Below are 12,969 nucleotides of genomic sequence, written 5' to 3' on the forward strand. Positions count from 1 at the left end.
GGCGGGCCGCTCAGGTGAAGGCGCTGACGCCGGTGACGGCGCGGCCGACGACCAGCGTGTTCACGTCGTAGGTGCCCTCGTAGGTGTAGATGGCCTCGGCGTCGGCGAAGAACCGGGCGACGTCGTGGTCGAGCAGCACGCCGTTGCCGCCGACGACCTCGCGTGCGAGCGCCACCGTCTCGCGCATGCGGACCGAGGTCCACGACTTCGCCATCGCCGAGTCCTGGTCCCGGTAGACACCCGCGTCCTGCTGCTGGGCCACGCGCACCGCCATGCCCAGTGAGGCGACGAGGTTGCCCAGCATGGTGGCGAGCTTCTCCTGCACCAACTGGAAGCCGGCGATCGGCCGCCCGAACTGCACCCGGGAGCCGGCGTACCGCAGCGCGGCCTCGTAGGCCCCGGCCTGCACGCCGGCGGCGAACCAGGCGACGCCCGAGCGCATGGACCGCAGCAGGTCGGCGACGTCGCGGAAGGAGGTGATCCGGGCCAGCCGGTCGTCCTCGGGCACCCGCACCCCGCGCAGCGTGACGTCGGAGTTCTGCACCATCCGCAGCGCCGTCTTGCCGGTGATGGTGGACAGCTCGACGCCCGGCGCGTCCCGCGGCACGAGGAAGGCCTTGACCTGGCCGTCGGCGACGTCGCGGGCCACCACGGCGAGCACGTCGGCGAGGACGGCGCTGCCGATCCAGCGCTTGCGGCCGTCCAGCACCCAGGTGTCGCCCTCCCGCCGGGCGGTGGTCTCCAGCCCGCCGGCCACGTCGGACCCGTGGTCGGGCTCGGTGAGGGCGAAGGCCCCCACCACGGCGAAGGAGTCGACCTGCGGCAGCCACCGGCGGACCTGCTCGGCGCTGCCGCCGCGCTCGATGGTGGTGCGGAAGAGCCCCGACTGGCCGTTGAAGAAGGTGGCCAGGGAGGCGTCGGTGCGGGCCAGCTCGAAGTTCCGGAACCCGGTGAACAGGGATCGCGGGCCCGTTCCGCCGGCGGTGAGCGCGGGTGGGGCGATGAGGTCCAGGTCGGCCAGCGGTGCGATGAGCTGCGTGGGGAACTCCGCGCGCTCCCAGTGCTCGGCCAGCAGCGGCCGCGCCTCGGCGTCCAGGAACCGGCGAAGCCGCCACAGCTGGCCGCGCTCCTCCGCGGTCAGCAACGCCTCGTAGTCCAGTGGATCGCAGCCGGCGTACAGCCGCTCCCCCACCTCGACGTCGGTCTCCCGGCCGGCGTGCTCGCCCATCCCTGCTCCCTGCCCCCTCGGCGGCGCCCCGCCATCGGGGCGGGTCCGCTCCACTGTCCACCACCCTGCACCGGCCGGTGCCGGGGTGGCCCTGGTCGCCGGCGTGGTGGTGCCGGTGACGCCGGGTCCGACGGCTGCCCGGCCGACGTGCACGGTTGGGCTCGGACGGTCGCCGACATCGGCGCGGGGCCGCCGGGATGCGGGCCGTTGAGATGAGGACCAGAACCTGGTCCGTAACGTCGGCCGCTGAGCTGGTTCTTGCCGTCGTTCCCCATGGGTGGTGCGTTTTTCGTCAGCTGCGGCGCTGGGCGATGAGCGCTGTCGTCATGACCGTTTCGACGAGAGGATCTGGCTGGCTGGCCAGGGTCTGGCGTAGGCGGGCTGCCAGCCCGTCTGGTTGGTCGAGCTGGAGTGCGCCGTGGGGCAGGGCGCTTCCGAGGTGGCCGATGACCCAATCGGGGTCGACGTGGTGTTCGGCCGACCAGCGGTAGACAGCGACGTCGAGTTCCAGGTCGCGCAGGAGGTCTGCGCGACTTTGCAGGGCGGTCTCGTCACTGCCGCAGGTGTTGCGTACCGGGTCTCGACCTTCTTCCAGGACGGCGCGCACGCTGGTCTGCCAGGGCGTGTGCCCCAGCCACAGGGGCGGGCCCTGGGTGATCACCGCGATGCCGCCACCTGGCCGCAGGAGTGCCGTCGCGGAGCTCAAGGCGGCGAATTCGTCCATCCAGTGCAGTGCGTTGCCGATGACGACGGCTCCGGCGCCGTGATGACCTGCAGTCAGAAGATGACGAAGCCGTGGGAGGTCGACATCGGAGCCCAGCACGGCCAACACGCCTGGTGCGGCTCGTTGATGCAGCCCGGTGAGCATGCCGGGTTCGGGATCGAGCCCGATCACGGTCGTGCAGTGCTGGCTGAGTGGGACGGCGAGCTGTCCGGTGCCGCAGCCCAGGTCGATGACGACGTCCTCGGCCCGTAAAGCCAGCAGACCCGCCAGCTCGGTTGCCTGGTCGGTGGGGAGGTCGCGTCGGTAGTGCGCATAGAGCCGGGAGGTGTCCCCGGCAAAGTCAACGCTCATGGTCGGTCTCCGTCGTTGTCGGCGCGGGGTGCGCGGGCCGTTCTTCGCTGCGTGGGTGGTTGGCGGCTCGGAGTGAGGGGGCAGTGAGCAGCGCGGGGACGGCGATGACGGCGGCGCTGGCCCAGAACACCGCGGGCAGGCTGCCGGTGAGGGTGGCGAGGAGGCCGGCGGCCAGGGCACCGAGAGAGGCTCCGCCGATCGCGACCATGGAGAACGCCGCATTGACCCGGCCCAGCAGCTGTGGCCGCTGGACGTCGCATGGACGACAACATCGCGTGACACACGGTGACCTACATCCCCCGTTTCTGGGCCGTGCTCAACGCTGCGGGGCCTCTCCGCGTGTGCGCAGGTCGGCTGACGGGTGAACCGGCCCAGAACGCGTGCCCGAGATCAACGGCCCGAATCTGGTGACGTCTGACGTCTATGGGCCGCTCTCGCTAGCCTGCGGGCGTGACCGTGGTCGGCTGGTGATTCGTGAGAGTCCCGCACACGCGATGGCCCCTCCTGCACTCTCCCTGGACATAAGGGGCCACATATCACCCGACCCCTCTGGGGCCGGGTTCTCTTGCCCTGACGACTACGGCCAGGCCGTCCGTCCGCCCCCTGACCGCTCCGAGTGCGCCAGAGCGCCCCCGGTTCCAGGCGCGGAGTGCGACCAGTGCTGCGCGCAGGCCCGACGGCGCCCAGTCGTCGCCGGCTGGTGACGAGGCCGATTCTGCTGTTCCGGTTGGCTGGGCGAGCCCGCTCCCTCGATCGGCGGCGATCGCTCACGGAGCTGCCGAGAGCCCGCTCCGAGCCTCGGCAGCCGACGAAGATCGTCAGTCAGCACTCACCTCAACGCTCGTCCGCAGCTCGAACCAGACCGTCTTCTCCGCCGTCTCCCGGCGGCGGAGAAGACCCCAGCGGCCGGCCAGCGCGCTCACCAGTTGGTATCCGCGGCCGTGTTCAGCTGTGAATGTTGGGTTGATCAGCATGGGTTCGCCGATGCCGGTGTCGGTCACGCCGACCCACAGCCACCCCTCGCCCGAGAAGAACTGCAGCTGCCCATGCCGTCCCCGCGCGCAGACAGAGGTTCGTCGCGCCGCTGCTGCCATCCAGGCCGTGACAGATCGGCAAAGGTGAACGCGAACCCATCCAGACGTCGTCGCCGTCCGCCGGCTGCACCGCCTCCGGCGCTCGGCCCGCGTCGCGGCCGGTCAATCGGTGCCGCCGATGACCGGCAGCGTTCAGCGACCCGTGGGTGGACCAGCCACTTGGGTGGTGCGAGGGGCGGCGCCCTGCGCCGCCTCCTTCTTGCGGTGGATCTGGGCGTACACCTGTGCTCTGAGTTCAGCGAAGCGAGGCGAGGACCGGGTGGTGAGCTGGTCGCGCTCATCGGGCAGGTCGATGCTCAGGTCCTCCCGGACGACGGTGGGTGAGCTGGACAGGATCAGGACCCGCTGGCCCAAGTACACCGCCTCGTCGATGTCGTGGGTCACGAAGAGGGTGGTGACGTGGAACCGGTGCCAGATGTCGCGGATCAGGTCTTCCAGATCCGCGCGGGTCTGGGCGTCGACCGCCGCGAACGGCTCGTCCATCAGCAGCACCTGCGGCTCATAGGCGACCGCCCGGGCGATTGCCACGCGCTGCTGCATGCCTCCGGAGAGCTGCCACGGGTAGGCGGTGCGCGCTTCAGCAAGGCCGACTGCAGCCAGAGACTCGTCGATGAGCTCGTCGCGACGGGCGGCGGGCAGCTTCTTCTGCTTGAGGGGCAGTTCGACGTTCTCCCGGACCGTCATCCACGGAAAGAGGCTGCGCCCGTACTCCTGGAAGACGACGGCCATGCCCGGCGGCGGTCCCTCCACCTTGTTGCCCTCGATCAGCACCTCACCGTCGGTCGGCTGAAGGAGGCCAGACATGATCTTGAGCAGAGTCGTCTTTCCCGAGCCCGACGGCCCGACGATGCAGACCAGCTCACCTGCGTCGACGGAGAAGGTCAGGTCGCGCACGGCCTCGACCGTTCGACCCTTGCCCTCGTAGACCTTCTTGATGCCGCGGACGTCGAGCATGAGTTTCCTTTCGACGGGTGTCGAGGTCAGGAGGAGCGCTGCGCGCGGCGCAGGCCGCGGTACCAGGCCAGCTGGCGGTTCTCCACGAGCCGGAACAGCAACGCCAGGAGGAAGCCCAGCAGGCCCAGCATGAGCATCCCCGCCCAGGTCTCGGCAATGGCGAAGCTGCGCTGCGCCTGGACCACCGCGAAGCCGAGCCCGTTCGACGCTGCGAACAACTCGCTGATGACCATCAGGATGATGGCCACCGACAGTCCTTGACGGAGGCCGGCGAAGATCTGCGGACTGGCTGCCGGCAGTACCAGCTTCTGCAACCGGGCACTTCCGGTGATGCCGTAAGTGCGGGCCGTGTCGCTGAGCACGCTGTCGACCGCGCGGACGCCTTCGACCGTGTTCAGCAGGATCGGCCACATGCAGCCGAACGCGATGACGATGATCTTCATCCCGTCGCCGATTCCCAGGACGAGCATGAAGATCGGAACCAGGACCGGGGGCGGGATGGCCCGGAAAAACTCCAGCACTGGTTCCAGGAAGCCTCGGACTGTCTGTGATGTGCCGATCAGTACACCGAGCGCGATCGAGACGATGGCCGCTGTGGCGTAGCCCGCGCTCAGTCGAAGGACGCTCGGGACGACGTCGGCGACCAGTCGCGGGCCGAACCATTCCTCGACCAGGCTGTCCAAGATCCGCGACAGTGGCGGGAAGAAGAAGTTGGTGCTGCCGGCGCTGAGGAACCACCAAGTGGTCAGCAGCACGACCGGCAAGCCCAAGGTGGAGGCGACTCTTCGCAGGAACCCGGTCATGCCGAGGTCTCCCCTCGTTGGGAGGGATGCCAGGACAATGCTCGTCGCTCCACCCCTCGGAACACCAGGTTGACCAGCACTCCGAGGATTCCTGTGACCACGACGATTGCATAGGCCGCGGCAATGGCGCCGCTGCTCTGGGCGACCGACAGCAGCTTCCCCAGTCCAGGGTTGCCGATGACCAGCTCGGATGTCACGGCGAGGATGAGGGCCACCGAGGCAGCCAGCCGGAGGCCGGTCATGACGTAGGGCAGTGCCGTGGGCCATGTCAGATAGCGGATCCGTGCCCAAGGGCTCAGCCCGTAGGCGCGAGCCGTGTCCTGGGTGACAGGGTCGACGTCCTGCACGCCGTACAACACCTGGATCAGCACCTGCCAGAAGGAGGCGTACACGACGAGCAGCAGCTTGCTCTCGATGCCCGTGCCGAACAGCAGGACGGCGATGGGGATCAGCGCGACCGACGGGATGGGCCGCAGGAACTCGATGGTGGAGGCGGTCAACTCCTGGGTGATGCGTGAGCTCCCGATCAGGATCCCCAGCACGATGCCTGCCACGGTGGCGATGGCGAGACCGAGCGCCCATCCGGTGAGCGTGTCGCTGACCGCCTGCCAGAACTCCGGGCGACCGAGCTGGTCCAGGATCGCAGCGCCGATCTCCGACGAGGGAGGGAAGTAGCGCCGCGGTAGGACGCCGATCCGCGGCAGGAGCTCCACCAGCGAGATCAGCGCGATCAAGCCCCCCAGCCCGAGAACGGCCTGCGGGATGGGGCGCCGCCCTTCGGACGCCGTCGGCGCTGCCTGGTCCGAGGGCGCGCCCGAGTTGCCTGGGCTGGTCACCGGCGCCGCTGACCGCGTCATGGGAGCACCCCGTCTCCGTCAGGCCGAGCGCCGATCAGCTCAAGCGGGCGACGTGTTGCAGAAGTCGACCCCATGCCCGCGACTGCGAGCAGCAGGGGGGCAGCCAGCGGTACCAGCTTCCGTCTCATGGTCTTCCCTCGAGTCGATGGCATGACTGTGTCCGGACGGCGTCGGTACGCACTGCCCCCCTGCAACGCATCACTCTTCGGGCAGCAGCCCGTCGACGTCTGCGTCCTCCTCGAGAAGGCCGTACTGGACCATCAGTTCGCCCAGCTGCTCCAGCTGGGCGCGTCGCAGGTCCGTACCGAACTCCTCCAGCTGGACGTTGGCGGCCACCTCAGGCGGCAGCTGCGGCAGGACCTGGTCGATCTGGGCCTTGACCGCATCGGGGTTCGCGTCGGCGAACTCGAGGGTCTCCTCCAGGGCAGCCGTCATGTCCTCGGCGAGCTGGGGGTCGGACTGCAACATCTGTGCGGAGGTGAAGAACAACTGCGTGGGGTGGCCTGCCACCGACTCCTTGCTCGAGTAGGTGACCACCGTGTTGCCCTCGGCCTGCAGGCTCCCCAGGAAGGGCTCGGGCACCCAGACTGCGTCGACGTTGCCCTGGGCCAGAGCAGCCGGCATGTCGGGGAACGGCAGTTCGACGAACTGCACCGAGTCAGGGTCGCCTCCGGCCTGACTGACCGCCTCACGCACGGTCACGTCTCCCATGCCGTTGAGCGTGTTGATGGCCACCCGCTGGCCGGCGAGGTCAGCAGCGGACTGGATCCCGGAGTCGGCGGCGGCCACGACGGCGTTGATGTCCGTCTCACCCTCGGTGAGCGCCGAGGTCCAGTGGGCAATGACCCGCACATCAAGGCCCTGAGCGCGCGCCTGCAGCAGGGAGACGGGGTTGCTCGTGGCGAAGTCGATCTCACCGGCCATGACGGCCGGCAGGAGTGCGGCACCGCCCTGGCCGGTCTCGACGGTGAGCTCGATGCCGCGGTCCTCGAAGAACCCCTCTTCCATGCCGGCGTACAGGGCGGCGGTGGGGAGGATGGGCAGCATGCCGACGGTCACCTGGCGGAGCTCACCGTCGGCCGTGGTGCCGCCGGAAGCGGTGCCACCCCCCTCATCGCCCCCTCCGCAGCTGGCGAGGACCAGCATCGATGCTGCAGCCACTGCGGGGATCCACTTGCGGTCCATGGGCTCTCCAAGACGTGGAAGTGTGAGGTCGTCAACGTTTGACACCGTGGATGATGCACGTCACAAGCCAGTGGCGCTAGACCCCGCAGGCCACGAATCGATCACGACAGTCAGGCGGGGACGGCGCCTGGCTTGCCGAGCGCGATCCGGCTCAGCAGATCCCGCAGCAAGAACTGCTCGGTGGGGGTCAGCTCCTTGAGCTGCTGGGCCACGGCCGCACGGACGAGCCTTTCCGTCTCGGCCCGCAACGCCTGGCCCGCGGGCGTGGCGCGCACCAGGTTCGTGCGTCGGTCACTCTCCGATCGCTGGCGCCTGACCAGGCCCATTGAGGCCAACTCGTCCACCAGGAGGACCACCTGACTGGGATCCCGACCGAGCACCTCGGCCAGGTCGCGTTGGCTGACGCCGTCGGTCGCCCCGCAGGCCAGGAGCAGCACGGAGTAGGACCGGACGCGCAGGCCGTGCGGCGCGAGAGCCGCATTGTTCGCGCGCACGATGAGTCCGCTGGCCCGCGAGAGCAGGAAGCCGACGTCATCAGTCAGATCAGTCGGGTTGACGCTCGGGTCCATGCTGCCTCCATTAATTGACATCCTCCACCTTATCCTCTTAGCGTCAGGCCAGCGGTGCTCGCACCACCAGCCGTGCCGCTCAGCCGCACACCGTCATCCTCGAGGAGCCCGCCTTGAACCTCTCCGGCAAGGTCGCCATCGTCACCGGCAGCGGCAGGGGCCTCGGGCTCGCCTACGCCACCGAGCTCGCCCGCGCAGGTGCAGCTGTCGTGGTCAACGACGTCGATGCTGACGTCGCCGCAGCCGCGGTGAGGACCATCACCGACGCCGGCGGGAAGGCCGTCGCCGTCGCAGCGGCGGTGGGGTCCACGGAGGCCGCACAGGCGCTCGTGGACGGCGCAGTCGAGGCGTTCGGTCGAGTCGACGTGCTCGTCAACAACGCCGGCATCCTCAGGGACACGACGTTGTGGAAGATGACCGACGAGCAGTTCGACGCCGTCATCTCGACCCATCTCCGAGGAACGTTCACCTGCACGCGCGCGGCAGCCATCCGGATGCGAGAGCAAGGTGAGGGCGGTCGGATCATCTGCGTCGGCTCCCCCACCGGCCAGGTCGGCAACTTCGGGCAGACCAACTATGCAGCGGCCAAGGCCGGCATCGTCGGGATGGTGCGCACGTGGGCGATGGAGCTGGCCCGCGCGCAGATCACGGTCAACGCGATCGTGCCGGTCGCCGCGACGGGGATGACCGAGACGGTGCCGTTCCTCAAGCCCTACGTCGACGCACTGAAGGCTGGCGAGTCCCTGCCGCCGTTCGCCCGCCGGGAGCTGGGCTTCGGTGCGCCCGAGGACGCCGCCGGAGTCGTGGCCTTCCTCGCCTCTGACGCAGCCGCCGGGATCACCGGGCAGGCCGTGGGCATCGGCGGCGATCGGCTGGCCTTGTGGAGCCACCCAGCCGAGGTCGTGGTCGAATTCGCCGATGGCACCGGCTGGTCGGCCGACGCCATCGCAGATGTCTGGCCGACCCACTTCGCGGCGGCCCAGCAGACCGTCGGCCAGCAGCTGCCCGAGCCGCCGAAGTGAGCACCCTGGATCTCGATGCCCTGGTCGCCATCGACGTCCACGTGCACGTCCACGCGGACTCGCACGGCCACCTCGCGCTGGACGACGAACTCAACGCAGCCGCCGCGAAGTACTTCAAGGGCGACCCCTACGACCCCACCGTCCCAGAGATCGCCGCGGACTATCGGGGCAAGAAGATGGCGGCGGTGATCTTCACCGTTGATGCGGAGGCGGCCACCGGGCACACGAGCCTCTCGAACGAGGAGATCGCAGAGGCGGCGGCGCAGCACCCCGACGTGCTCATCCCGTTCGGCTCCGTCGACCCGGCACGTGGCCGAGCCGGTGTGCGGCTGGCGAGGCGCCTGGTCGAAGACCACGGCGTCCGCGGCTTCAAGTTCCACCCGAGTCTGCAGGACTTCCTCCCCAACGACCGACGGGTCTACCCGCTGTACGAGGAGCTGCAGAGTGCCGGCGTGCCGGCACTGTTCCACACCGGCCAGACCGGCATCGGGTCCGGATTGCCAGGTGGCCGCGGGATAAAGCTCCGCTACTCCGACCCGATGCTGCTCGACGACGTAGCGGCCGACTTCCCTGACCTGACGATCATCATGGCCCACCCGTCCGTGCCCTGGCAGGACGCCGCCATCGCTGTCGCCCAGCACAAGGCGAACGTCTACATAGACCTGTCCGGCTGGTCGCCGAAGTACTTCCCGCCTCAGCTGGTCCGTGCTGCCAACACGCTCCTGAAGACCAAGGTGCTGTTCGGGTCGGACTATCCCCTGCTGCGCCCCGAGAGGTGGGTCGAGGACTTCGAGCGCCTGGAGATCCGCGATGAGGTGAAGCCGCTGATCATGAAGGAGAACGCGATCCGCGCACTCGGACTCCGCCGTGCGTAACGGCGGTCTCGGCTCGTGGCCGGAGCGTCGCCTGCGGATCTCCCCGGATCGGGACGCCATCTGGTTCGAGGGGGAAACCGTCTCCCACGGCCAGTTCGCCGAGCGGGTACGCCGCACCGCAGCCGCACTGGCCGCCCTGGGGGTGCGTCGTGGCGACCGGGTGGCCTGGGTCAGCTTCAACCACCCGTCAGCGCTGGAGACCCTGTACGCCTGCGGCCAACTCGGCGCCATCTGGGTACCGGTCAATGCCCGGCTGACCACCCCCGAGGCCCAGTACGTGCTCGCCCACTCCGGAGCCAAGGTGGTCGTGCACGGCCGCGACCGCGGCATCGTGGCCGACGCGCTGCGCGACCACCTGCCGGACGTGTCTGCGTGGGTGGCCGCGGAAGAACCGCTCGAGGGCGGGCAGGACTCGTGGGCCTACGAGGAGCTCCTGGCGTCAGCTGATCCACAACCCCGTGACGAGCCGGTGTCCCTGGAGGACCGGTGCCTGATCATGTACACCTCAGGCACGACCGGCCGCCCCAAGGGTGCAGTGCTGACCCACGGCAACATGACGTGGAATGCAGTGAACCAGTCGTTGGGCTTCGGATTCGGGCCCACGGAGCGCACCCTGGGACTGGCGCCGCTGTTCCACATCGGGGGACTGAACGGCACCCTCAATCCCACCCTGCTCCAGGGAGGGTGCGCCGTCATCGTCCGCGGTTTCGATCCAGCCGGGACGCTGGCAGTGATCGAGGAGCAGCGGATCAACTCGTTCTTCGCCGTGCCGACCATGCTCGATGCGATGGCGCGTCAAGCGGAGTTCGCCACTCGCGATCTGTCCGCGCTGCGCACGATCGGTGCCGCCGGGGCACCGCTCCCACTGCCCATCTTGCGCACGTGGCAGGACCGGGGCGTGACCATGCAGCAGGGCTACGGGATGACCGAGGCGTCGCCTGGCTGCACGGCGCTGGACTCCGTCGACGCCGCGCGGAAGATCGGGTCGGCGGGGAAGCCGCTGTTCTTCACGGACCTGCGAGTGGTTCGCGCCGACGGCACCGACGTGGAGGTCGACGAGATCGGCGAAGTGCTGGTTCAAGGTCCCAACGTCATGGCGGGCTACTGGAACGACCCAGAACGCACTGCCGAGGCGCTCGTCGACGGCTGGTACCACACGGGAGACGCGGGTTCCTTCGATGAAGAGGGTTACCTCTACATCCGGGATCGCTACAAGGACATGATCATCTCCGGTGGCGAGAACGTCTATCCCGCCGAAGTGGAGTCCGCCCTCCTGGAGTTGCCCGGCGTGCTCGAGGCCGCCGTCATCGGCGTCCCTGACGTCACGTGGGGCGAGGTGGGGCTCGCCCTCATCGTGCCGGCGCCCGGGCGACCGGAGGACCCGGACGCCGTTCGTACCGCCTTGCGGGAGCGGCTGGCCGGCTTCAAGGTGCCTCGACACGTCGAGTTCGTCGACGAGTTGCCCAAGACCGCCACCGGCAAGGTGCGCAAGCCCGACCTACGTACCCGTTACGCCCGCCACGAGGAGCCCACTACATGACCACCACCACGACCACCCTCGCCGAGCTGCCTGCGCTCAAGGGCAAGCAGCTCGGCGTCAGCGACTGGGTCGAGATCCCGCAGGAACGGGTCAACCTGTTCGCCGACGCGACCGACGACCAGCAGTGGATCCACGTCGACGTGCAGCGAGCTCAGGCAGAGAGCCCCTTCGGCGGGCCGATCGCGCACGGCTACCTGACCCTGTCTCTCCTCATCCCGATGTGGTCGCAGGTCCTCACGGTCACGGACACGAAGATGGCCGTGAACTACGGGCTCAACAAGGTCCGTTTCCCGGCGCCCGTGCCCGTCGGCTCGAAGGTCCGCCTCACCGCAACGCTCACCGACGTCGAGGAGATCAAGGGCGGCCTGCAGCTCACGGTCGCGGCCGTCATCGAGCGAGAGGGGGGCGACAAGCCGGTGTGCATCGCGGAACCCGTTTTCCGGTTCATGGCCTGAAGTCTTGGTGGCCCACCTCCCGGGCGCACCAGGAGGTAGGCCACCGTCGCGACCAACTCCGGCTCCGCCCTTCGAGTACCGGGGGGCGAAGCCGTTGTGCACACCCCCCTTCCGCATCGTGCCGGCTCCCCGGCCTGGCTGACTACAGTGGGCTGGCAATCCGACCATGCCAGAAGCCCGGCCCGGCCTGCTGGCCAGGAACCGGAGGACGGCTGTGCGGACGGGAACAGACGGTCGCGATGAGCCCGGGGCGTGGGCGGCGGGGTCACGGGCCCGGTCGGAGCAGCCCGCCAAGCCCCAGGAACTCCTGCTGGCCTTCCTGGGCGCACTGGTGCTCGACGTTCATCCGCGGCCTGTGCCGACCAGCGTCTTCATCGACGCACTGGCGGCTTGTGGCACGAGCAGCGCCGCCACTCGAAGCGCGCTGACGCGGCTCGTCGAGCGAGGGCTACTGGTGCGCGGACGAGTCGGGCGCGTGACGGAGTACGGGCTGACCGGAACCGGCCTGCAGCTGCTGCGCGAGGGGGAGGCACGGGTCCTGTCCCCCCACCCGTTCGACCGGGAGGGCGGCGAATGGACGCTCATCAGCTTCTCGATGCCGGAGACGCGCCGCGACGCACGGCAGCGGCTGCGGTCTCGGCTCATGTGGGCGGGCTTCGGGTGCCTGCGGGATGGATTGTGGATCGCGCCTGGCCTGGTCGACCTGGCGCAGGTTGGCGGCGGCCGGGATGCCGAGCACGCGACCTTGGATGCGTTCGTCGCACAGTTCGTCGAGGGCACCGACATCGCAGGCCTCATCCGGCGCGCCTGGGACATCCCCGCCCTGCGTGCCGCGCACGACCGCTTCATCCGGCTGTGGGATGGACCTGCCCCTCCCGACGAGCGGGCAGTTCCGTTCCTGACGGCCCTGACCGCCGACTGGTTGCGCCTCCTTCGCGCCGATCCCGTGCTCCCCACGGCCCACCTCCCCGAGGACTGGCCGGCCGCGTCGTCGGCCGAGGTGTACCGCCGCGTTGCCGGCCAGGTCGAGCCGGTCGCCAGGCTGGCCTTCGCCGGGGCGTTGGCTGCCGCTGCCAGCCGTCGTTGAGCCAGCGTCGACGGTCGCCCTGGGAAGCTCGTGACCGCGGGCGGATCGGTCACGGCCGTGAACGGCCAGTCGCTGGAACGAGTGCCAGCAACCGAGAAGTGGGGGGGGGGGGGGGGGGGGGGGGGGGGGGGGGGGGGGGGGGGGGGGGGGGGGGGGGGGGGGGGGGGGGGGGGGGGGGGGGGGGGGGGGGGGGGGGGGGGGGGGGGGGGGGGGGGGGGGGGGGGG

Annotated in this window: 13 protein-coding genes; 5 read left to right on the forward strand and 8 right to left on the reverse strand. The window is 69.6% G+C overall.

The annotated features are described in order from the left end of the window. Nucleotides 1–10: 10 nt before the first annotated feature. From ACI79Y_RS13770 to ACI79Y_RS13805, 8 genes are all read right to left on the reverse strand, one after another. Nucleotides 11–1,228, reverse strand: coding sequence for an acyl-CoA dehydrogenase family protein (locus tag ACI79Y_RS13770; RefSeq protein WP_457159016.1), 1,218 nt, complete (start codon nt 1,226–1,228; stop codon nt 11–13). Nucleotides 1,229–1,520: 292 nt separating this feature from the next. Continuing rightward, nucleotides 1,521–2,303 (reverse strand): class I SAM-dependent methyltransferase, encoded by a 783-nt coding sequence (locus ACI79Y_RS13775; protein WP_457159017.1) that lies wholly within the window; start codon nt 2,301–2,303, stop codon nt 1,521–1,523. A gap of 818 nt (nt 2,304–3,121) precedes the next feature. Next, nucleotides 3,122–3,304 carry a hypothetical protein gene (locus ACI79Y_RS13780; protein ID WP_457159018.1) on the reverse strand — a complete coding sequence of 61 codons (183 nt, stop codon included), beginning with the start codon at nt 3,302–3,304 and terminating at the stop codon, nt 3,122–3,124. 225 nt (nt 3,305–3,529) lie between these two features. Next, a complete protein-coding gene (locus ACI79Y_RS13785; protein ID WP_457159019.1) occupies nt 3,530–4,351 on the reverse strand; it encodes an ABC transporter ATP-binding protein in 822 nt (273 codons plus the stop codon). A gap of 26 nt (nt 4,352–4,377) precedes the next feature. Further along, nucleotides 4,378–5,154: an ABC transporter permease gene (locus ACI79Y_RS13790; protein ID WP_457159020.1), complete on the reverse strand. Its 777-nt coding sequence runs from the start codon at nt 5,152–5,154 to the stop codon at nt 4,378–4,380. Next, entirely contained in the window at nt 5,151–5,888 is a 738-nt protein-coding gene (locus ACI79Y_RS13795; RefSeq protein WP_457159021.1) for an ABC transporter permease, read from the reverse strand. Before ACI79Y_RS13795 ends, ACI79Y_RS13790 begins: the two co-directional genes overlap by 4 nt. Nucleotides 5,889–6,209: 321 nt before the next feature. Next, on the reverse strand, nt 6,210–7,172 hold the full coding sequence (locus ACI79Y_RS13800) for an ABC transporter substrate-binding protein (protein ID WP_457159022.1): 963 nt from the start codon (nt 7,170–7,172) through the stop codon (nt 6,210–6,212). Between the two features lie 134 nt (nt 7,173–7,306). After that, complete coding sequence (locus ACI79Y_RS13805; RefSeq protein ID WP_457159023.1) at nt 7,307–7,765, reverse strand: MarR family winged helix-turn-helix transcriptional regulator; 459 nt, start codon at nt 7,763–7,765, stop codon at nt 7,307–7,309. A gap of 113 nt (nt 7,766–7,878) precedes the next feature. Between ACI79Y_RS13805 and ACI79Y_RS13810 the strand changes: the two genes are divergently transcribed. The 5 genes from ACI79Y_RS13810 (at nt 7,879) to ACI79Y_RS13830 (ending at nt 12,744) form a co-directional block, all read left to right on the forward strand. Beyond that, on the forward strand, nt 7,879–8,787 hold the full coding sequence (locus tag ACI79Y_RS13810) for an SDR family NAD(P)-dependent oxidoreductase (protein WP_457159024.1): 909 nt from the start codon (nt 7,879–7,881) through the stop codon (nt 8,785–8,787). A 5-nt stretch (nt 8,788–8,792) separates the two neighbouring features. Next, on the forward strand, nt 8,793–9,662 hold the full coding sequence (locus ACI79Y_RS13815) for an amidohydrolase family protein (protein ID WP_457159029.1): 870 nt from the start codon (nt 8,793–8,795) through the stop codon (nt 9,660–9,662). Next, nucleotides 9,655–11,202, forward strand: coding sequence for an acyl-CoA synthetase (locus ACI79Y_RS13820; protein WP_457159025.1), 1,548 nt, complete (start codon nt 9,655–9,657; stop codon nt 11,200–11,202). The genes ACI79Y_RS13815 and ACI79Y_RS13820 overlap by 8 nt, the downstream gene beginning before the upstream one ends. After that, nucleotides 11,199–11,657 (forward strand): MaoC family dehydratase, encoded by a 459-nt coding sequence (locus ACI79Y_RS13825; RefSeq protein WP_457159026.1) that lies wholly within the window; start codon nt 11,199–11,201, stop codon nt 11,655–11,657. The genes ACI79Y_RS13820 and ACI79Y_RS13825 overlap by 4 nt, the downstream gene beginning before the upstream one ends. Before the next feature lie 166 nt (nt 11,658–11,823). Further along, nucleotides 11,824–12,744, forward strand: coding sequence for a PaaX family transcriptional regulator (locus ACI79Y_RS13830; RefSeq protein ID WP_457159027.1), 921 nt, complete (start codon nt 11,824–11,826; stop codon nt 12,742–12,744). Nucleotides 12,745–12,969: the final 225 nt, after the last annotated feature.

The organism is Modestobacter sp. SYSU DS0875, from assembly GCF_054050915.1.